Raw genomic sequence first — 19,347 nt, forward strand, 5'->3', positions numbered from 1 at the left:
ACGTAGAGTCACCGCATGACTTCTACCGACAGCGCACAGCAGCCCGCGAAGGCCCCCGCCAAGGACCCCTGGGACCTGCCCGACGTCTCCGGACTCGTCGTCGGCGTGCTCGGCGGCACCGGACCGCAGGGCAAGGGCCTCGCCCACCGGCTCGCCAGGGCCGGCCAGAAGGTGATCATCGGTTCCCGGGCCGCCGAACGCGCCCGGGCCGCCGCCGACGAACTCGGGCACGGTGTCGAGGGCGCCGACAACGCCGAGACCGCGCGGCGCAGCGACATCGTGATCGTCGCCGTCCCCTGGGACGGCCACGGCAAGACCCTGGAGTCGCTCCGCGCCGAACTGGCCGGAAAGCTCGTCGTGGACTGCGTCAACCCGCTCGGCTTCGACAAGCAGGGTGCCTACGCGCTCAAGCCGGAGGAGGGCAGCGCCGCCCAGCAGGCCGCCGCGCTGCTCCCGGACTCCCGGGTGACCGCCGCCTTCCACCATCTGTCGGCGGTACTGCTCGAGGACCCGGAGATCGAGCAGATCGACACCGACGTCATGGTCCTCGGCGAGGAGCGGGCCGACGTGGAGATCGTGCAGGCTCTGGCCGGGCGCATCCCCGGCATGCGCGGCGTCTTCGCGGGCCGGCTGCGCAACGCCCACCAGGTGGAGTCGCTGGTCGCGAACCTGATCTCGGTCAACCGCCGGTACAAGGCGCACGCGGGGCTCCGCGTCACCGACGTGTGAGTCACGACGTGTGAGTCCGGTCGGGGGCCGCCGGGCCCATGGGGGACACTGGTGGGCGGCATCAGCAGTGTCCCCCGACGCGTCCCCGATGTGTCCCGGACGTGTCCCCCCGAATGTCCCCGGACAGGAGCCCCCGACATGCCCCGCCTGGCCCTCTACTCCCTCGCCGTCTGCCTCCTCGCCGTGGCCGCCGCGGTCGTGTCCTTCGTCCAGGGCAGCTGGCTGGGAATCGTCTGGGTGCTGCTCGTGGGCCTGTCGTCCAACATGGCCTGGTACTACTTCAAGCGCGGCCGGGGCACCGACGGCGGCTCCGTCACGGGCTGACCGAGCAGAACTCGTTCTCGCCCTGCCAGAACCGGTACAGCTCCTGACCGCAGTACTGATCGACGTCGTTGATCCCCAGGCCGCGCAGGATCGCGTCGACGACGTCGAAGAACGCGCCGTTGACGGCGGGCACCCACAGCAGCGCGAACACGAAGAGCAGACCGAACGGCGCGAACGGCTCCACCTGGCGCTTCACGTTGTACGACAGCCAGGGCTCGATCACGCCGTAGCCGTCCAGACCGGGCACCGGCAGGAAGTTCAGGATCGCGGCCGTGACCTGGAGCAGCGCGAGGAACGCCAGCGCGTACCGGAAGTCGCGTGGCACGCCGTCCAGCGCGCCCAGCCAGAACGGGGCCGTGCACACCACCGCGAACAGCACGTTCGTCAGCGGGCCCGCCGCCGAGATCAGGCTGTGCCGCCAGCGCCCCCGGATCCGGCTCCGCTCGATGAACACCGCGCCGCCCGGCAGACCGATCCCGCCCATGATCACGAACAGCACCGGGAGTACGACGCTCAGCAGCGCGTGCGTGTACTTCAGCGGGTTCAGCGTCAGATAGCCCTTCGACCCGACCGAGATGTCCCCGCTGTGCAGCGCGGTGCGCGCGTGCGCGTACTCGTGCAGACACAGGGAGACGATCCAGGCCGCCGTCACGAACAGGAACACGGCGACACCGGGCTGCTCGGCGAACCCGCTCCAGGTCGCCCAGCCCGTGACCGCCGTGACGGCCAGTATCCCGATGAAGACGGGACTGATCCGCCGGTCGCTGTGCCGGCGGGTGCTTGCGAAAGTCATGACGGAAGGGCTCCTGGTGGCATGTCGGGTGCGGCGGGGTCGACCGTACCCGGCGGGAGGGGAAAACGTCTCGCGGCCGGCGATCGGTTCCTGGAGGGTGGTGACGCCGGACGACCCCGACGCAAACCGGCCGACAACACCGACGCCACACCGGCCGAACCCGGTGAACGACACCGACGCCACCGGAGACAATGGACCCCGTGCGCTACCGCATCCTCGGCACCACCCAGGCGCTCCGCCCCGACGGCACGGCCGTACCCGTGGGCGGAGCGCGGCTGCGTGCCCTGCTGACCGTGCTGGCCCTGCGGCCCGGCCGACCGGTGTCCGTGGGGCTGCTGGTCGACGAGGTGTGGCACGGTGACCCGCCAGCCGACGCGACCGCCGCCCTCCAGGCACTGGTGGGACGACTGCGCCGGGCGCTCGGGCCGGACGCCGTCGGCTCGGCCGAGGGCGGCTACCGGCTCGCCGCCGCGCCCGACGACATCGACCTGCACTGCTTCGACCGGCTCACCGGCGAGGGCCTGCGCGCCCTGGCCGACGGTGATCCCGCGAAGGCGGCCGTCACCCTCGACGACGCCCTCGCCCTGTGGCACGACCCGGCCCTCGCCGACCTGCCCGACCGCACCGCGGAGGCGGCCCGCTGGGAGATCCGCCGCCTCGACGCCCTGCGCGCCCGGCACACTGCCGCGCTCGCCCTCGGCGCGGCCGACCAGGCTCTGCCCGAGCTGACCGCGCTGTGCGACACCCACCCACTGGACGAGCCCCTCCAGGCCCTGCGGCTGCGCGCCCTGCGCGACACGGGACGCACGGCGGAGGCACTCGCCGCCTACGAGGACGTGCGACAACTCCTCGCGGACCGCCTCGGCTCCGACCCCGGCCCGGAACTGCGCGCCCTTCACACGGAGTTGCTCAGCCCGGACGAGCGGGCCGTGGCGCCCGTCGCCGCCCGCCCCGAACTCCCCGCACTCGCCGAACTCCCCGAGCCGCCCGGCAACCTCCCCGCCCGGCTCACCTCCTTCGTCGGACGGCAGGGCGACATCGAGGTCATACGGCAGGACCTCGCGACCGCCCGGCTGGTCACCCTCCTCGGCCCCGGCGGAGCCGGGAAGACACGTCTGTCGCAGGAGGCCGCGGAGGCCGTGCGGGACACGGCACGGGACGGGGTGTGGCTGGCCGAACTGGCCCCCGTGGATGATCCGGCCGCCGTACCCGAAGCAGTACTCACCGCGATCGGCGCCCGCGAGACCGTGCTGCACAGCGCCGGCGCCGAGGGCATGCGGGCCGCCGTCGCCGACCGCGTCGACGACCCGCTGGACCGGCTGGTCGAACACTGCGGCCGCCGCAGCATGCTGATCGTCCTCGACAACTGCGAACACGTCATCGAGGCCGCCGCCCGCCTGGTGGAGCGGCTCCTTCAACGCTGCCCGCGGCTGACGGTGCTGGCCACCAGCCGGGAGCCGCTCGGCGTACCGGGCGAACTGCTGCGCCCCGTCGAACCGCTGCCCGAGCCGTTCGCACTGCGGTTGCTCGCCGACCGGGGCGCGGCGGCCCGGGCCGGATTCCAGGTGCACGACGACCCCGAGGCCTGCGCGGAGATCTGCCTTCGCCTCGACGGACTGCCGCTCGCCATCGAACTGGCCGCCGCCCGGCTGCGCATGCTCACCCCGCGCCAGATCGCCGACCGGCTTGACGACCGCTTCCGGCTCCTCACCTCCGGCAGCCGCACCGTGCTGCCCCGCCAGCAGACACTGCGGGCGGTCGTCGACTGGTCCTGGGACCTGCTGGACGAGGACGAACGGGACGTGCTGCGCCGCCTGTCTGTCTTCGCCGGCGGCTGCGACCTCGCCGCGGCCGAGGCGGTGTGCGGGTCGGCCGCGCTGGACGCGCTCGGCTCGCTGGTCGACAAGTCCCTTGTCGTGGCCGCCCCTTCACCCTGCGGGATGCGCTACCGGCTCCTGGAGACCGTCGCCGAGTACGCGGGCGAACGGCTCGACGAGGCCGGTCGGCGTACCGACGCCGAGCGAGCGCATCTGACGTACTACCGCGAACTCGCCCGGACCACCGACCCGTTGCTGCGGGGTGCCGAACAGCGCCGGGCGATCAGCCGGTTCCAGGTCGAGTACGAGAACCTGCGCACCGCCCTGCGCCACGCCGTCGCCGAAGGCGACGAGCAGGAGGCGCTGTGCCTGGCGCACTCCCTGGTCTTCTACTGGCAGATGCTCGATCTGCGCATCGAGTCCCGTAACTGGTGCCAGGAGGTCATGCGCCTCGGCCCCGACCCCTTCGACGAGCCGGTGCGCCGCGCACAACCGGTCTGGGAGCGCTGCACCGACAACCCGCCGCCGTACACAGGCGAGGTCCTCGCCGAGGCCCGGCGTGGTGTCCACCTCGTACATCTCGCCGTGATGGACACCGAGTTGGACGCCTGGCAGACCCCCGAGGCACAGACGAAACTGCGCAACGTCACCGAGGTCTACGCGCCCGGCCTGCCGCAGACCTGCCGTGCGCCGGGCATGCTCTGGTTCTTCGCCGTGATACTGACCGGTGACCTGCGGCGGCTGAGCGCCATCATGGACGCCTGTGTGCGCACCTGCCGGGAGACACCCGGATTCGAGTACGACCTCGCCGTCACCCTGCAACTGCGTGCCAACGTCCTGGCCAACCGCACCGACTGGGCGGGCGACGCGGTCAGGGACGCCGACGAGGCGCTGGAGATCTTCCGGAGCCTCGGCGACGACTGGGGCACCGCCGAGGCGTACTCGGCGCGCGGCGAGTCCCACGAGGGCAGGGGCGCGTATCTGGCCGCCGCCGCCGACTACGAGGCGGCCATCGAGCACGCCGCGCGCCTCGGTGCCCGCGCCCAGCTGGCGGTGCTCGACGCCCGCCTCGGCAACGCACTGATCGAGGCGGGTCAGGAGGAACGCGGCGAGCAGTTGCTGCGCGACGTGGTCGCGCGGACCGAGGGCACGCACAACGAGGCGATGCCCGCCGCCCGGCTCTTCCTGGCCGGCCGGCTCGGCACCACCGACCGGCTCGCCGAGTGCCGTGAGCAACTGCGGTTGCTGCGCGAGGAGTTCGGCCTGTCCGACTTCGCCGTCTTCGATGGTTTCATCCTCGCCCAGGAGGCGTGGCTGGACGCCCTCGACGGCCGCCACGAGAGTGCCGTGGCCAGGATCCGGCAGGGGCTGCGACACGCCTTCAGTCGTGTCTCCGAGGCCGTCGCCCCGCACATGGGGCCGTCGAACCTGGTCGTCGCCGCGATGGTTCTCACCGGCCTCGACGGGGGCGCCCGCGCCCGGGACGCGGCCCGCTGCCTCGGCGCCGCGGACGCCCTGATGCCGGCCGGCCATGTCTGGACCAGCGTGGAACGCGAGATGCGCGCCCGGGCCACCGCACGGGTCCGGGCCCTGCTCGGCGACGAGGCCTACGACGTGGGATGCGCGGAGGGCGGCGGCCTCTCCCTCGCGGAGGCCACCGCTCTGGTGTGAGCCGTGGTGTGCGGTGAGGGTGGCGTGACGGGGGTCAGGAGCGCAGCGTTTCCGGGTGCTGCGGGACGTGACCGGTGACCAGGCGTTCGCGAGCCCGGGCGGGCACCGAGCGGCGCCGGTCCACCGCGTACGCCGTTCCCGCCACCGCGAGGCCCAGCACCGCCAGGCCCGTCCCGGCGAGCGCCGGCGACGTGACGCCGTATCCGGCCGCCAGGGCCAGGCCGCCGATCCAGGCGCCGCCCGCGTTGGCCAGGTTGAACGCGGCCTGGTTGGCGGAGGACGCCAGGGCGGGGGCCGCGGACGCCTTCTCCATGACCATCAGCTGGAGGGGCGAACCCGTCACGAACGCGGCGGTGCCGAGCAGGAGGACGGCGAGGGCCGCCGTGAGCGGGGTGCGCATGAGGAGCGGGAATACGGTGAGGACCGCGGCGAGTGAGGCCAGCCCGCCGAACAGCGTGCGCCGCATCGCGTGGTCGGCCAGACGGCCGCCGAGGAGGTTGCCGGCCGTCGCGCCCACTCCGAACAGCGCCAGCAGCAGCGTCACGCTGGAGTGGGTGTATCCGGCGGCGCCGGTGAGCATCGGCGTGATGTAGCTGTACGCCGCGAAGAGCGCGCCGAAGCCCGCCACCGTCGTGCCGAGCGCCAGCCACACCGGCAGCGACCGCAGCGCGGCCAGCTCACCGCGCAGCCCCGTGACGGGAGCGGGGCCGCCGCCGTCGCGCGGGATCAGCAGGAGCAGGCTCACGATCGCCGCCACCCCGATCGCACCGACGCCGAGGAAGGTCGTCCGCCAGCCCAGGTGCTGCCCCATCGACGTGGCCACCGGGACACCCGCGATGTTGGCGACGGTCAGGCCGGCGAACATCAGGGACACCGAGCGTGCCCTGCGTTCCGGCGCGACCACGCTCGTCGCGACCACCGCGCCGACGCCGAAGAAGGCGCCGTGCGGCAGTCCGCTCAGAAAGCGGGCGGCGAGCAGCGAGTCGTAGCCGGGGGCGACGGCGGACAGTGCGTTGCCCGCGACGAACAGGCCCATCAGGCCGACCAGGACCGCGCGCCGTGGCATGCGGGCGGTGAGGGCCGCGAGCAGCGGGGCGCCGATGACGACGCCCAGCGCGTACGCCGAGACCAGGTGCCCGGCGGTGGGGATCGAGACGCTCAGGTCGTCCGCGACGTCGGGCAGCAGGCCCATCATCACGAACTCGGTGGTTCCGATGCCGAACGCGCCGACAGCCAGTGCCAGCAGGGCCAGGGGCATGACGGGTCTCGCCTTTCGGGAGAGGGGAGCGGGGAGCGGGCAGCAGTGTGCCCGCGCGGGCTCCGCCCATCATATGTTCAGTTGCGGAACAAAGCAGCCGGACATCCCGTGCATCCCGTCACTCCGTCACCTCGTCACCCCGTCAAGGGGCCGAGGCGTCCACCTTCACCCGAGCGGCCACCGGGAGATGGTCACTGCCCGTCTTCGGCAGGGTCCAGGAGCTCTCCGGCTCGACCCCCTTCACCATGATCTGGTCGATCCGGGCCATCGGGAACGCCGCCGGCCAGCTGAACCCGAAGCCGTTGCCCGCCGCGCCCTGCGTGGACCGCAGCTGGGCGGTGACGCCGGTGAGGGAGCGGTCGTTCATCGTGCCGTTGAGGTCGCCGAGGAGTACGACCCGCTGGAGCGTCTCGTGCGCGATCGCCTCACCCAGCGCGACGGCGCTCTGGTCGCGCTGACGTGCCGTGAAGCCGGCGTTGGCCTTCACCCGCACCGAAGGCAGATGGGCGACGTACACCGCGACCTGACCGGCCGGGGCGGTCACCGTGGCCCGCATGGCACGGGTCCAGCCCATACCGATGTCGACGGCCTTGACCGAGGACAGCGGGTACTTGCTCCACACCCCCACGGTGCCCTGCACCGAGTGGTACCGGTAGGTCGGCGCCAGCGCCTTCACGTACACCGGCACGGCCGACGTCTTCAGCTCTTCGAGGGCCAGCACGTCCGCGCCGGACCCGGCCACGTCGCGGGCCGTACCGGCCGGGTCCGGGTTGTCGGCGTTGACGTTGTGCGTCGCGACCACCAGGTTGCCGCCGGAGCCCGTCTTGTCGGTGAGCAGCCCGCCGAAGAGGTTCAGCCACACGACCCCGGGAAGCAGCAGCGCGATCAGCGCGGTGGCGGACTTGCGCACGAGGCCGAGGACCAGAAGCACCGGGAGCAGCAGGCCCACCCAGGGCAGGAACGTCTCCGTGAGGCTGCCGAGATTGCCCACCCGGTTGGGGATGCGCGAGTGCGTGAGCATCACCAGGGCGAGGAGCAGCGCGATCACCCCGAGCACGATGCCCCGGCGCCAGATGCCCGGATCGCCCCGCCAGCCGTGGAACAGGTGGGTCCGCAAGCGGTCGAACAGGTACCGGGTCCGGGATCCCCGCGGCTCGGGTTCCGAGCCGTCGCTGTCCGTCTCCGTCATGTATGCCTGCTGCGCCATACCGCCTGCCTCACAACCCTGCCGTGCACCGTCGTCTCCCCCGGGGTACGACCCTAGGGGATGAACGGTCCCGTTCCGGCCGCCGCGTTGCGGCCCGTACGGAAGACGATGACGAGGAACCTCGTGGAGCGGGTTCCGGTTGTGGAGACGGCGGGCGGGACTGTGACGAGACGTGCACACTCCCGCCCGCGACGTGTCACATTCGGGCCCGGGGCCGCAGGCCCGCGAGGACCGTGTCGACGATCTGCTCGGCCAGGCCCTCCGGCAGGTCCGCGCTCGGGCGCAGGACCGAGCGGGCCAGCATGGGGCCCACGAACATGTCGTTCGCCAGTTCGAGGTCGATGTCATCGCGCAGCTCGCCGTCCCGCTGTCCCCGGCGCAGCACCTCGAGGCCCATCCGCCGCCGGGGCGCTATCACCTCGGCTTCATACGCGGCCCAGATCTTGGGGTTGCACTTCATCTGCGTGTAGGCGTTGTGCAGGATCGCCGATGTGCGGCTGACCAGGCCGCGCATCCGCAGCGATTCGAGCAGGACGACCAGGTCGTCGCGCATCGAGGTGCCGGGGAGCACGGGGTCGGGCGGCTCGGCGGCGCGCATGACGTCGACGAAGAGCTCCTCCTTGCCGCTCCAGCGTCGGTAGATGGTGGCCTTGCCGACGCCGGCGGTGCGGGCGACGCGCTCGATGGAGATCTCGGCGAGCGGCACGCCGTCCTCCAGGAGCCGCATCACCCCCTCCAGGATGGCGCGTTCCACGGTCTCGCTGCGTGGGCGGCCCCGTACGGGACCGCACTCCCGCGGCCGGCTCTCGGCAAGACTCACGTCACTGTGTCCTTTCGTCGCGCTGCGGGAATTGTCCCGCAGCCGGTTCCTCCCCCCGTACCGCCTCTCCGGACTCCCCTGCGCGCGTGGCTCAGTCCACCGCGGCGACCAGCTCCTGCTCCGGCTTGCCGCCCTGCGGTGCCGCCGGCTTGCCCGGCAGGAAGAGCGCCGTCACGATCGCGCCGACGATCGCGATGCCCGTGCCGCAGAGCGCGGTGACGTGCATGGCGTGCAGGAACGCGTCGTTGGCGGGGTCGATCAGGGCCTGGCCGCGCGGGCCGAGCTTCTCGGCGATGCCGAGGGTGGCCTCGATGGACTCACCGGCCGTGTCCCGGAGGCCGGGCGGCAGCAGTCCCAGCTTGCCCTCGATGCCGTTGCGGTAGGAGGTGGCCAGGACCGAGCCGAGTACGGCGATGCCGAGGGCGCCGCCGACCTGGCGGAAGGTGTTGCTCAGCGCGGACGCGGAGCCGGCCTTCTCGCGCGGCAGGGCCTGCATGATGACGACGGAGGTCGGCGTCATGATGTGCGCCATGCCGGTTCCCATGAGGAAGAAGTTGACTTCGAGGAGCCAGATCGGGGTGTCCACCTCGAAGGTGGCGAAGACGGCCAGTGTCACTGCGATCAGCAGCAGACCGGCCGTGGTGGTGGCCTTGTTGCCGAACCGGTCGACGAGCAGCCGGGCCCGCGGCGCGAAGATCATCTGCGCGGCGGCCAGCGGCAGCATCAGCACTCCGGACTCCAGCGGCGAGTAGCCGCGCACGCTCTGGGTGTAGAAGACACCGAAGAACGTGACGCCCATCAGCGCGAAGAAGACCAGCGCGATGGCGCTCATCGCGGCCGAGAAGACCTTGTTCTTGAAGTACGTCACGTCCAGTGACGGGTGGTCGCTGCGCTTCTCGAAGATGACGAAGCCCACGAGGACGGCGACACCGGCGAAGATGGTCAGCAGCACCTTCGGGTTCGTGAAGTCGGCCAGTTCGCCGCCCTTGATGATGCCGTAGACCAGCAGGACCAGGCCGATGACGGACAGCACGACACCGACGGGGTCGAGACGGCCGGGCTTCGGGTCGCGCGAGTCGGGCACCAGCCAGATCATCAGTACCAGCGCGAGAAGCACGATGGGCACGTTGACGAAGAAGACCGAGCCCCACCAGAAGTGGTCGAGCAGCGCGCCGCCGGTGATCGGTCCGATGGCGATGGCGAGCCCGACGCCGCCGGCCCAGATGCCGATCGCCTTGGGCTGCTCCTCGCGCTCGAAGACGTTCATCAGGACGGCGAGGGTGGCGGGCATCACGAAGGCGGCACCGAGGGCCATCAGCGCGCGGTAGGTGATGAGTTCGCCCGGGGTGCCGGACTCGGCGGCGAGGGCGGAGCCGATGCCGAACACGACGAGTCCGCCGAGCAGGACCTTCTTGCGGCCGAGCCGGTCGCCGATGAGGCCCGCGGTGAACAGCAGTCCGGCGAAGACGAGGGTGTAGGCGTTGATCGCCCACTCGATCTCGCTCTGGGTGGCTCCGAGGCCGGTGGGGGCGGGGGTGGCGATGGTCTTGACGGCGACGTTCAGGATCGAGTTGTCGAGCACCACGATGAGCAGGCTCAGCATCAGGACGCCGAGGATCGCCCAGCGGCGGCGGTGCACCGCCTCCGGTATCCGGGAACCGTGAGAGGCACGGTCGGCAGGGGTTGTCATGCGAACGACCCTAGGCCCATTTCAATACGGAACCGTCTCGTATCTGAATTCCTTTACTCAGACCTTACTCACCGTGGTCTTGGTCGAAGCGGGCGACCGGGCGGGCGACGGTCGAGTGCGCCACGAGCGGGATCACACGACCTGCCCTGGCCCTCCCTGGCACGAAGTGCCACCATGGAGGGGATCCGGGGACGCCGTGAGGGCGCTTCGAGATGACATGAAGGAGCCGTTGCAATGACGCAGCTTTCGGCTGCCCAGAACAAGACCTCCGACGGCAGCAAAGCGCTGTACGGGGGCAAGGGCACACGCCGCATCACCGTCCGCGACATCGCGCTCGCCAAGGAGCGGGGCGAGAAGTGGCCCATGCTCACCGCCTACGACGCGATGACCGCGTCCGTGTTCGACGAGGCCGGGATCCCCGTGCTCCTGGTCGGCGACTCGGCGGGCAACTGCCACCTCGGGTACGAGTCGACCGTACCCGTCACCCTCGACCAGATGACCATGCTGTCGGCCGCCGTCGTACGCGGCACCCAGCGCTCCCTCATCGTCGGCGACCTGCCCTTCGGCTCCTACCAGGAGGGCCCGGTGCAGGCGCTGCGCTCGGCCACCCGACTGGTCAAGGAGGCCGGTGTCGGCGCGGTGAAGCTGGAGGGCGGCGAGCGCAGCCACGAGCAGATCCGGCTCCTCGTGGAGTCAGGCATCCCGGTCATGGCGCACATCGGCCTCACCCCCCAGTCCGTGCACTCCATGGGCTACCGGGTGCAGGGCCGCGGCGAGGAGGCGGCCCAGCAGCTGCTGCGGGACGCCAAGTCCGTGCAGGACGCCGGCGCCTTCGCGGTGGTCCTCGAACTGGTACCAGCGGAGCTGGCGGCCGAGGTGACCCGCACGCTGCACATCCCGACCGTCGGCATCGGCGCCGGAGCGGAGACGGACGCGCAGGTCCTGGTGTGGACCGACATGCTCGGTCTCACCGGCGGCCGGATGCCGAAGTTCGTGAAGCAGTACGCCGACCTGCGTCAGGTCATGGGCAACGCGGTGAAGGAGTTCGCCGAGGACGTGGTCGGCGGGACCTTCCCGACGGAGGAGCACTCCGTCCACTAGCCACCACCAGCACCACCGACAGCCCCGCCGACCGTCCCCCTCCGGCGGGGCTGTCGCCCGTCTGTCGGCGAGTCCGCCGCTGTACGAAATCCTGTAGGAAATCTGTAGGCGGTCTGTCGGTGGGGACTGGCATTGTCTGGGGCATGACGCGAATCGACGACAACCCCAGTGGCGCGAACAGCGCTGTGACCGTGCGGGGGCTGGTCAAGCACTACGGCGAGACCAGGGCACTGGACGGTGTCGACCTTGATGTGCGCGAGGGCACCGTGATGGGTGTGCTCGGGCCGAACGGCGCCGGCAAGACCACCCTCGTACGCATTCTCTCCACCCTGCTGGCCCCCAACGCCGGTCAGGCCACCGTGGCCGGATACGACGTCGTACGCCAGCCCCGCCAGCTGCGCCGGGTGATCGGCCTGACCGGGCAGTACGCCTCGGTGGACGAGAAGCTCCCGGGCTGGGAGAACCTCTACATGATCGGGCGGCTGCTGGACCTGCCGCGCAAGGAGGCCCGCGCCCGCGCCGACGAACTGCTGGAGCGGTTCTCGCTGACGGAGGCCGCCAAGCGGCCCGCGAGCACCTACTCCGGCGGTATGCGACGGCGGCTCGACCTGGCCGCTTCCATGATCGGCCGGCCGACCGTGCTCTTCCTGGACGAGCCGACGACGGGACTCGACCCCCGTACCCGCAACGAGGTGTGGGACGAGGTCAAGGCCATGGTCGGGGACGGCGTCACCGTCCTGCTGACCACCCAGTACATGGAGGAGGCCGAGCAGCTCGCCTCCGAGCTCACCGTGGTCGACCGGGGGAAGGTCATCGCGAACGGCGGCATCGAGGAGCTGAAGGCCCGGGTCGGCGGCCGCACGCTGCGGGTCAGGCCCGCCGACCCGCTGGAGCTGCGCCCGCTCGCCGGGCTGCTGGACGAACTCGGCATCACCGGCCTCGCCACCACGACCGTGGACAGCGAGCGGGGCAGCCTGCTGGTGCCGATCCTCAGCGACGAGCAGCTGACCGCGGTGGTCGGCGCGGTCACCGCCCGCGGCATCACCATCTCCTCGATCACCACCGAACTGCCCAGCCTGGACGAGGTGTTCCTGTCCCTCACCGGCCACCGTGCCAGTGTCCCGCAGGACTCCGTACCCGACGAGACCCGCGAGGAGGTCGCCGTATGAGCGCCGCCACTTTGACCCAGGCCGCCGTATCCAAGGCGGACGCGCCGATCTCGCTGCGCGCCCACCTGCGCCACACCGGCGCGCTGATCCGCCGCAACCTGCTGTGGATCCGGCAGGACCCGGAGTCGATGTTCGACGCCATCCTGTTCCCGGTGATCTTCACCCTGCTGTTCGTGTACGTCTTCGGCGGCTCCATCGGGCAGTCCCTGGGCGGCGGTCAGGACCAGTACGTGCAGTACGTCGTGCCCGGCCTGATGGCCATGATGGGCATGAACATGGCCCAGGGAGTGGGCACCGGCTTCAACACGGACTTCAACTCCGGTGTCATGGACCGCTTCCGGTCCCTGCCGATCGGACGCGGCTCGGTGCTGTTCGCCAAGATCGCGGTCGAGCTGATGCGCATGCTGTTCGCGACCGTCGTCCTGCTGATCGTCGCGGTTCTCGTGGGCTTCGACATCCACCACTGGGTGGGGCTGCTGGCCTCGGTGGGCCTGTCCGCGCTGTTCGGCACGGCCCTGATGTGGGTGTTCCTCACCCTCGGCGTGGTGATGAAGAGCCCGCAGTCCGTGCAGGCCATGGGCTTCCTGGTGCTGATGCCGCTCCAGTTCGGCTCGTCGATCTTCGCCCCGACCGCCTCGATGCCGGGCTGGCTCCAGAACTTCACCGACTACAACCCGCTCTCCGCGCTCGCGGACACCGCGCGCGGCCTGATGATCGGCGGCCCGGTCGCCCACGGCCTGTGGGTCACCCTCGCCTGGTCCGCGGGCCTCACCGCGCTGATGGCGCCGATCGCGATCCACAAGTTCCGCACCAAGAGCTGATTTCGCGACCGGCGGCGTCCGGCACGGCACGACCTGGGACGGCGGCCTCCACGAGGGAGGCCGCCGTCCTGTGCGTGCGGGTCGGGCCCCGCCGAGGAGCCTGGGCAGCTCGCGCATGTCGTCGAAGACGACCGTGCCGGGGCCTCGAGGTGTGCGGCCGGGGTCGGGCCGCCGGCGTAGGCGAAGGCACGCATGCCGGCGGCCCGGGCCGCCCGGACGCCGGGGACGCTGTCCTCGACCACCACACAGGCGGCGGCGTCCACGCCCATCCGCTCGGCGGCATGAAGGAAGAGATCGGGGGCGGGCTCGCCGCGGGCCACCGGCAGGGTGATGGCCGCCGGCGCCTCGGGAAGCCCGTCCACCGGGGCGAGCCTCGAGTCCACCGCCGCACGGTGCAGTTCCTCGAACCGCTTCTCCCACAGCGCGGCAGCCGTACGTGCCGGGCCCCGCGTCTGCGGCGTGATCCCAACGACAGGCCCCGGCCGCGTGGTGATCCGCCCGCGGACGGAGGCGTCGGAGCGGCCGATGAACCGGTGTGCGGACATGAGCGCGCCCGCCCCCCGATCGAGCCGGGGAGCGGGCGCGTTGCCGTCAGTGGCGGCGGTACGACTGGACGTAGCCCTGTGCGGGCGAGCCCACGCCGGTCACGTCGTCGTAGCCCTTGACCGCGGACAGCGAGCTGTCCTTGCCGAGGCTGCGGACCGAGACGGCGAGACCACCGGTGGCGTCGTAGCCGTTCACGAAGTCGGTGCGGACGACCGCCAGGCCGTGGCCCTTGGGGTTGTCCGTGACGTCGTGGAAGATGCCCTTCTTGCCGTACCGGGAGTAGATCGACGGGTTGGCGAAGCCGATCGCCTTGCCGCCGCGCGCCTCCTGGGCCAGGGCCTGAACGGCCGCGATCACCGGCGCGGCCAGCGAGGTGCCGCCGATGCGGTACTCGCTGTAGCGCTCGGACCCGTCCGGGAAGGTCTGGGTCTGCCCGACCAGGAAACCGGTGTTCGGGTCGGCGATCGCCGCGATGTCCGGGACGACGCGGTTGCCGGTGGCGTTGTTGGCCTTGGCCAGCGCGTCCGGCACGACGCCCTTCTGGTAGTACGGCTGCGCGACGTTCTTGCTGGTGCCGCCGCCCGCGCCCGAGGTGTAGGCGCCGGGGAAGCCGTCCCAGCTCTTGCCGTCGGCCGACAGGGTCGCCTTCTCGGTGCCCCAGCCGGTCTCCCACTGGTACTTGTCACCCTTGCCGACGGCAAGCGAGGTGCCGCCGACGGCGGTCACCCACGCCGAGTTGGCCGGGGTGTCGACCTGCTTCGTACCGGTGTTGGCGACCTCGTCGCCGTTGTCACCGGAGGAGAAGTAGAAGCCGATGCCCTGCACCGCGCCGAACTGGAAGACCTGGTCGTACGCGGCCGCGAGGTCCGGCGTCTGGTTGGCCTCGACGTCGCCCCACGAGTTGGAGACGATGTCGGCCAGGTGGTTGTCGACGACCTTGCTGAGCGAGTCGAGCAGATCGTCGTCGTAGCAGGAACCGGCGCCCACGTAGGTCACGTTGGCGTCCGGCGCGACCGCGTGCACGGCCTCGACGTCGAGGGTCTCCTCGCCGTACCAGCCGGCCGCCCCGCACTCCTCGGTCTTCGTGTACGCGTTCGGCAGCACCTGGTGCAGCTGGCTCGTCTTCCAGGCCTTGTCACCGTGCTTCTTCGCGTAGGTGCCGAGGTCGTAGGCGAGCGTCGGGGAGGCGTACGCGTCCGTGATGGCGACGCGCACACCCTTGCCGGTGTACTTGCCCGCGCCGTAGGCGGCACGCAGCTGCTTGCCGGTGTAGCCCTTGACGGCGTACGGGATCTTCTGGCCGTACGCGCCCGGCAGCGAGGTCGCCACGTTCGAGCCGTAGTACGACGAGAACGGACCCGAGTTCTTGAACACCGCGTCCGGACCGGGCAGCGTGTCGTGGTGGCTCGCCTTGTGCGGCGCGCTGTCCAGACCGGTGACGGTCAGGACCGCACCCTTCAGGCTGTCCGGCGCGGAGGCCGTCTTCGACGGCGCGCGGTAGGTCTTCGAACCCTTGGTGAAGTTGTGCAGCTGGGTGCCGAACGCCTTCTCGGCGGCGGCCACGTCACCGGTCACGGAGACGTAGTGCTGCGTGACCTCGGTGACCGTCAGGCCGGAGGACTTCAGCCACGACTTGACCGCGGCGACCTGCGCCTTGGTCGCCCCGAAGCGCGCCTGCGACTGCTTGGCGCTCAGGTACTTGCCGTACGACGGCGAGTTCGGGTCGGACACCGCCTTGGCGTAGGCGGCGAGGCCGGCCGCGTCACGGCCGGCGAGGTAGACCCGGGCGGAGACCCGGGCGTTGTCGGAGGTGGCACCCTTGTCCGCCTTGGCCGTCGCCCAGGCGGGCTTGGTGCCCGCCAGGGCGTTGCGGCCCGGGGTGTCGGCGGCGTGCGCCGCGGGTATGCCGAGCGCCAGCGCACCGGCGATCATGGGCAGCGTCGCCGCCATGCTCACACCGGCGCGCAGGTTGGCGCGATTGGATCTCATAGAGCCCCCAGCGATGCGAATCGCATGCATGTAGTGGTCGGTACGTCGTCGATCCGCACGCCGGGCTCGCGGCGGTGGGGCCCGCGAATGGATCAGACGATGGGGGCCACTCTCTCGATGAACCGTTCATGCCAGGGGAACGCGAAAGTCAAGAGAAGCTCAAGGAATGCTCAACTCGGGCGAATTGCGGCTTTCCTTCTTACGGCGGTGTTACGAGCGCGGCTCGGCGCCACGCTCCCTGAGCATGTCGGACATCAGCCGGACCTCCGACTGCTGCGCCTCGACCATGCCCTGGGCCAGCCGTTTCTCCACGCCCACCGTGCACTTGGCGACACAGCCCTCGGCCATGTGAATGCCACCTTTGTGGTGGTCTGTCATCAACTGGAGGTAGAAGACCTCGGCCTGCCGCCCGTTGAGCGAACCCAGCTTCTTCAGCTCCGTGTTGGTCGCCATGCCCGGCATCAGCGCGCCGTCCTTGCCGGAGGCCATGCCGCCCATGCCCATCCAGGTCATCGGCGGCTCCGCCGACACCTTCGGCAGCTCCCACAGGTCCAGCCAGCCCAGCAGCATGCCCCGCTGGTTGGCCTGCGTCTGCGCGATGTCGTAGGCGAGCCGGCGCACTTCCTCGTCCTTCGTGCGGTCGCGCACGATGAACGACATCTCGACGGCCTGCTGATGGTGCACCGCCATGTCCCGCGCGAACCCCGCGTCCGCCGAGTCGGCGGACGGGGTGGCCGTGCCGGAGCCGCCGTCCTCGGCGACCGCGTAGGTGATCGCCCCGGCCGCGACGAGCACCGCCGCCGCGGCGCCCGCGATCAGTGCGATGTGCTGCCTCACTGCGACAGCCCACCGGTGCAGACCGCGCCCGGCTCGGGCGTCTGCTTGCCCTGCACGAACTGCTCCAGGAACGCGGCCACGGCGGGGTCGCCCGCACCCGTCACGGTGCGCTGGTGCGCCCATGCTGTGAGCATGATGGGGTCCTGCTGCTTGTCGTCCGGGCTCATCAACGTATACGGCGTCGCGCGCACCTTCGCCGCCAGCGCGTCGATGTCCTTCTTGGCCGCCTTGCTGTTGTACGTCACCCATACCGCGCCGTGCTCCAGGGAGTGCACGGCGTTCACGTTGTCGAGCGGCTTGGTGTAGACGTCACCGTTGCAGTTCTGCCAGACCGGGTTGTGGTCGCCGCCCACCGGGGGCTCGACCGGGTACCGCACGTCCGTCTTCACGTGGGTGCGGCCCAGCGTGCCCTTCCAGGTCTTCACACCGTCCCTGCCCGTCTCGAAGTGACCCGCGGGCTGGACCGAGGGCTGCCCCGACGGCTTGGAGTCGCTCGCCCGGGAGCTGTCCTTGTCCTTCTGCGAGTTCACGAGCACGACACCGCCGACGACGAGACCGGCGACGACCACCACGCTCGCGGCGATCACGAGCAGCCGGTTGCGGCGCTCACGGGCCTTCTCGGCGCGGCGCATCTCCTCGATGCGCGCGGTGCGCGACGTGTTGCTGGTGTTGGCGGAACCCATGACGGTGTCCTTCTCGGGGAAAGCCGGTGCGGGCGGGGCGGGCGGGGTGGGTGGAGCTCACCGATCGTAGTGGCGGAGGGCCGTTCCGCCACAGTGCGGGCCGCGAAGATCGCCGGAAAGAAAAGTTGAACGCCCGATGCGTATTACCTACGCTCCTGTCATGCGGTTGCTTCGCTCCACCGACCTCGCCCTCCGCGTCCTGATGCGCCTCGCCGTCGCCGGCGAGTCCACACCCACCACCCGTCAGGTCGCCGAGGACATGGACGTGCCGTACACGCACGCCGCGAAGGTGGTGGCCGAGCTCCAGCACCTCGGGCTGGTCGACGCCCGGCGCGGCCGGGGCGGCGGCCTCACGCTCAGCGCGAAGGGGCGTACGGCGTCCGTGGGCGCGGTGGTGCGCACCTTCGAGGGGGAGGGCGACGTCGTCGACTGCGAGGGCGCCTCACCCTGCCCCCTGAACTCCGCCTGCCGACTGCGCGGCGCGCTGCGCACGGCCCAGGAGGCGTTCTTCGCGGCCCTGGACCCGGTGACGGTGGAGGACATCACCGCCCGGCCGACGGGACCACTGCTGCTGAGCATCGCCGGCCGCACCTAGACCGCCGCGAGCCAGAGGTCCGGGCCGAACACCTCGTAGTGGATGTCGGCGGGTGCCACACCCTTGCCGATGAGCTGGGCGCGTACCGCGCGCATGAAGGGCAGCGGGCCGCACAGGTAGGCGCGGGTGCCGGGCGGGACCGGTACGGCCGCGAGGTCGACCCGTCCCGGGCGGCCGCCGGGGAGGGCGGCGTGCTCGGAGTGCTCGTACTGCTCGTAGAAGAAGTGCACGGCGGCGTCCGGCAGTTTGGCCGCGTACATCTCGTGGTCGTCGCGCAGCGCGTGGTGGGCGGGGGAGCGGTCGCCGTGCACGACGGTGACCGGGGCCCGGTGCCCGTTCAGCGCGAGCTGCGCCAGCATCGCGACCATCGGGGTCACACCGATACCGGCGGAGGCCAGCAGCAGCGGCCGGTCATGGGCGTCGTCCAGCACCAGGTCGCCGCACGGCGCCGACAGTTCCAGCACGTCGCCGACCTCGACGCAGGCATGCAGGTGGTTCGAGACCTCGCCCTGCGGCGTCGAACCGTCCGCTCCGCCGGGCACCCGCTTCACGCTGATCTGCCGCACGCTCGCGCCGGGCGCCCCCGAGAGGCTGTACTGCCGTATCTGCCTGGCGCCGTCGGGCAGCACCGTGCGCACCGACACGTACTGCCCCGCGCGGAAGTCGCGCACCGGGCCGCCGTCGGCCGGGCGCAGCCGGAAGGTCGTGACGTCGGAGGTCTCCGGGATCCGCTCGACGACCTCCCACTCCCGCCATCCGGCGTCGGTGGCGGCCTCCTCGCGCAGCCGCTTCTCGACGGCGGTCAGGGCGTTCGCCATCAGCCAGTAGACCTCGGTCCAGGCGGCGGCCACCCCGGGTGTGACGGCGTCACCGAGGACGGCGGCGATCGCGGTGAAGAGGTGCCGGTGGACCACCTCGTACTGCTCGGGCCGGATGCCGAGCGACGCGTGCTTGTGCGCGATGCGGGCCAGCATCGCGTCGGGCCGCCGGTCGGGGTGCTCCACGAGGTGGGTGGCGAAGGCGGCGATGGATCCCGCGAGGGCCTGACGCTGGGTGCCGGCCGCCTGGTTGCCCCGGTTGAACAGATCGCGCAGCAGTTCGGGGTGGGCGGCGAAGAGCCCGTCGTAGAAGCGTGCGGTGATCTCGCCGATGGCGGCGCCGACGGCGGGGAGGGTCGCACGGACGGTGGCAGCGGACTGTTCGGTCAGCATCTGGGCTCCTGATGGCTCCTGGGCGTGGGCTCTGCCTGCACGCTATTAAAACTTGCATCTGAGATGCAAGTTTAAGTGGGGGTCGG

The 19,347-nt window shown here is 71.2% G+C and carries 16 protein-coding genes and 1 pseudogene; 7 read left to right on the forward strand and 10 right to left on the reverse strand.

All coding sequences use genetic code 11. From position 1 onward, the window contains the following. The first annotated feature begins 15 nt into the window (after positions 1–15). On the forward strand, positions 16–729 hold the full coding sequence (gene npdG / locus ACIPK3_RS03800; protein ID WP_402566351.1) for an NADPH-dependent F420 reductase: 714 nt from the start codon (positions 16–18) through the stop codon (positions 727–729). Positions 730–867: 138 nt separating this feature from the next. Beyond that, entirely contained in the window at positions 868–1,053 is a 186-nt protein-coding gene (locus ACIPK3_RS03805; RefSeq protein ID WP_402566352.1) for a hypothetical protein, read from the forward strand. On the opposite strand, the gene ACIPK3_RS03810 is transcribed toward ACIPK3_RS03805, so the two are convergent. After that, positions 1,043–1,846 (reverse strand): site-2 protease family protein, encoded by an 804-nt coding sequence (locus ACIPK3_RS03810; RefSeq protein WP_402566354.1) that lies wholly within the window; start codon positions 1,844–1,846, stop codon positions 1,043–1,045. The two genes, ACIPK3_RS03805 and ACIPK3_RS03810, sit on opposite strands and share 11 nt — an antisense overlap. 191 nt (positions 1,847–2,037) lie before the next feature. Between ACIPK3_RS03810 and ACIPK3_RS03815 the strand changes: the two genes are divergently transcribed. After that, entirely contained in the window at positions 2,038–5,334 is a 3,297-nt protein-coding gene (locus ACIPK3_RS03815; protein ID WP_402566356.1) for a BTAD domain-containing putative transcriptional regulator, read from the forward strand. Positions 5,335–5,368: 34 nt separating this feature from the next. On the opposite strand, the gene ACIPK3_RS03820 is transcribed toward ACIPK3_RS03815, so the two are convergent. From ACIPK3_RS03820 to ACIPK3_RS03835, 4 genes are all read right to left on the reverse strand, one after another. After that, a complete protein-coding gene (locus tag ACIPK3_RS03820) occupies positions 5,369–6,592 on the reverse strand; it encodes an MFS transporter (RefSeq protein WP_402566358.1) in 1,224 nt (407 codons plus the stop codon). A gap of 142 nt (positions 6,593–6,734) precedes the next feature. Next, complete coding sequence (locus tag ACIPK3_RS03825) at positions 6,735–7,799, reverse strand: endonuclease/exonuclease/phosphatase family protein (RefSeq protein ID WP_402566360.1); 1,065 nt, start codon at positions 7,797–7,799, stop codon at positions 6,735–6,737. 196 nt (positions 7,800–7,995) lie between these two features. Continuing rightward, entirely contained in the window at positions 7,996–8,619 is a 624-nt protein-coding gene (locus ACIPK3_RS03830) for a TetR/AcrR family transcriptional regulator (protein ID WP_402566363.1), read from the reverse strand. A 91-nt stretch (positions 8,620–8,710) separates the two neighbouring features. After that, on the reverse strand, positions 8,711–10,309 hold the full coding sequence (locus tag ACIPK3_RS03835) for an MFS transporter (protein WP_402566365.1): 1,599 nt from the start codon (positions 10,307–10,309) through the stop codon (positions 8,711–8,713). Positions 10,310–10,543: 234 nt separating this feature from the next. Between ACIPK3_RS03835 and panB the strand changes: the two genes are divergently transcribed. The 3 genes from panB to ACIPK3_RS03850 all read left to right on the forward strand — a co-directional run bounded on the left by panB (position 10,544) and on the right by ACIPK3_RS03850 (position 13,400). Then, a complete protein-coding gene (gene panB, locus ACIPK3_RS03840) occupies positions 10,544–11,410 on the forward strand; it encodes a 3-methyl-2-oxobutanoate hydroxymethyltransferase (RefSeq protein WP_402566367.1) in 867 nt (288 codons plus the stop codon). A gap of 143 nt (positions 11,411–11,553) precedes the next feature. Beyond that, positions 11,554–12,579 carry an ATP-binding cassette domain-containing protein gene (locus tag ACIPK3_RS03845; RefSeq protein WP_402566369.1) on the forward strand — a complete coding sequence of 342 codons (1,026 nt, stop codon included), beginning with the start codon at positions 11,554–11,556 and terminating at the stop codon, positions 12,577–12,579. Next, positions 12,576–13,400: an ABC transporter permease gene (locus ACIPK3_RS03850; RefSeq protein ID WP_402566371.1), complete on the forward strand. Its 825-nt coding sequence runs from the start codon at positions 12,576–12,578 to the stop codon at positions 13,398–13,400. The genes ACIPK3_RS03845 and ACIPK3_RS03850 overlap by 4 nt, the downstream gene beginning before the upstream one ends. Before the next feature lie 191 nt (positions 13,401–13,591). Here the strand turns inward: ACIPK3_RS03850 and ACIPK3_RS03855 are convergent. The 4 genes and pseudogenes from ACIPK3_RS03855 to ACIPK3_RS03870 all read right to left on the reverse strand — a co-directional run. Further along, a pseudogene (locus ACIPK3_RS03855) lies at positions 13,592–13,945 on the reverse strand (HAD family hydrolase); the annotation flags it as partial. A gap of 46 nt (positions 13,946–13,991) precedes the next feature. Then, a complete protein-coding gene (locus tag ACIPK3_RS03860) occupies positions 13,992–15,935 on the reverse strand; it encodes a protease pro-enzyme activation domain-containing protein (RefSeq protein WP_402566373.1) in 1,944 nt (647 codons plus the stop codon). A gap of 210 nt (positions 15,936–16,145) precedes the next feature. Then, positions 16,146–16,751, reverse strand: coding sequence for a DUF305 domain-containing protein (locus tag ACIPK3_RS03865; protein ID WP_402566848.1), 606 nt, complete (start codon positions 16,749–16,751; stop codon positions 16,146–16,148). 17 nt (positions 16,752–16,768) lie between these two features. Next, on the reverse strand, positions 16,769–17,455 hold the full coding sequence (locus ACIPK3_RS03870) for a DUF3105 domain-containing protein (RefSeq protein ID WP_402566375.1): 687 nt from the start codon (positions 17,453–17,455) through the stop codon (positions 16,769–16,771). Positions 17,456–17,615: 160 nt separating this feature from the next. Between ACIPK3_RS03870 and ACIPK3_RS03875 the strand changes: the two genes are divergently transcribed. Further along, the gene (locus ACIPK3_RS03875) at positions 17,616–18,050 is read left to right on the forward strand and encodes an RrF2 family transcriptional regulator (RefSeq protein ID WP_402566377.1); all 435 of its coding nucleotides are present in this window, start codon (positions 17,616–17,618) and stop codon (positions 18,048–18,050) included. Here the strand turns inward: ACIPK3_RS03875 and ACIPK3_RS03880 are convergent. Then, the gene (locus ACIPK3_RS03880) at positions 18,047–19,261 is read right to left on the reverse strand and encodes a globin domain-containing protein (protein WP_402566379.1); all 1,215 of its coding nucleotides are present in this window, start codon (positions 19,259–19,261) and stop codon (positions 18,047–18,049) included. The two genes, ACIPK3_RS03875 and ACIPK3_RS03880, sit on opposite strands and share 4 nt — an antisense overlap. Between the last annotated feature and the right edge of the window lie 86 nt (positions 19,262–19,347).

This window comes from Streptomyces sp. NPDC086787, assembly GCF_044745865.1.
Lineage (GTDB): Bacteria > Actinomycetota > Actinomycetes > Streptomycetales > Streptomycetaceae > Streptomyces.

Coding starts and splice junctions, on each gene's coding strand:
- ACIPK3_RS03825 (WP_402566360.1), bottom strand. CDS start 7,799: ATGGCGCAGCAGGCATACATGACGGAGACGGACAGCGACGGCTCGGAA.
- ACIPK3_RS03820 (WP_402566358.1), bottom strand. CDS start 6,592: ATGCCCCTGGCCCTGCTGGCACTGGCTGTCGGCGCGTTCGGCATCGGA.
- ACIPK3_RS03815 (WP_402566356.1), top strand. CDS start 2,038: ATGGACCCCGTGCGCTACCGCATCCTCGGCACCACCCAGGCGCTCCGC.
- ACIPK3_RS03805 (WP_402566352.1), top strand. CDS start 868: ATGCCCCGCCTGGCCCTCTACTCCCTCGCCGTCTGCCTCCTCGCCGTG.
- panB (WP_402566367.1), top strand. CDS start 10,544: ATGACGCAGCTTTCGGCTGCCCAGAACAAGACCTCCGACGGCAGCAAA.
- ACIPK3_RS03835 (WP_402566365.1), bottom strand. CDS start 10,309: ATGACAACCCCTGCCGACCGTGCCTCTCACGGTTCCCGGATACCGGAG.
- ACIPK3_RS03860 (WP_402566373.1), bottom strand. CDS start 15,935: ATGAGATCCAATCGCGCCAACCTGCGCGCCGGTGTGAGCATGGCGGCG.
- ACIPK3_RS03875 (WP_402566377.1), top strand. CDS start 17,616: ATGCGGTTGCTTCGCTCCACCGACCTCGCCCTCCGCGTCCTGATGCGC.
- npdG (WP_402566351.1), top strand. CDS start 16: ATGACTTCTACCGACAGCGCACAGCAGCCCGCGAAGGCCCCCGCCAAG.
- ACIPK3_RS03880 (WP_402566379.1), bottom strand. CDS start 19,261: ATGCTGACCGAACAGTCCGCTGCCACCGTCCGTGCGACCCTCCCCGCC.
- ACIPK3_RS03850 (WP_402566371.1), top strand. CDS start 12,576: ATGAGCGCCGCCACTTTGACCCAGGCCGCCGTATCCAAGGCGGACGCG.
- ACIPK3_RS03870 (WP_402566375.1), bottom strand. CDS start 17,455: ATGGGTTCCGCCAACACCAGCAACACGTCGCGCACCGCGCGCATCGAG.
- ACIPK3_RS03845 (WP_402566369.1), top strand. CDS start 11,554: ATGACGCGAATCGACGACAACCCCAGTGGCGCGAACAGCGCTGTGACC.
- ACIPK3_RS03810 (WP_402566354.1), bottom strand. CDS start 1,846: ATGACTTTCGCAAGCACCCGCCGGCACAGCGACCGGCGGATCAGTCCC.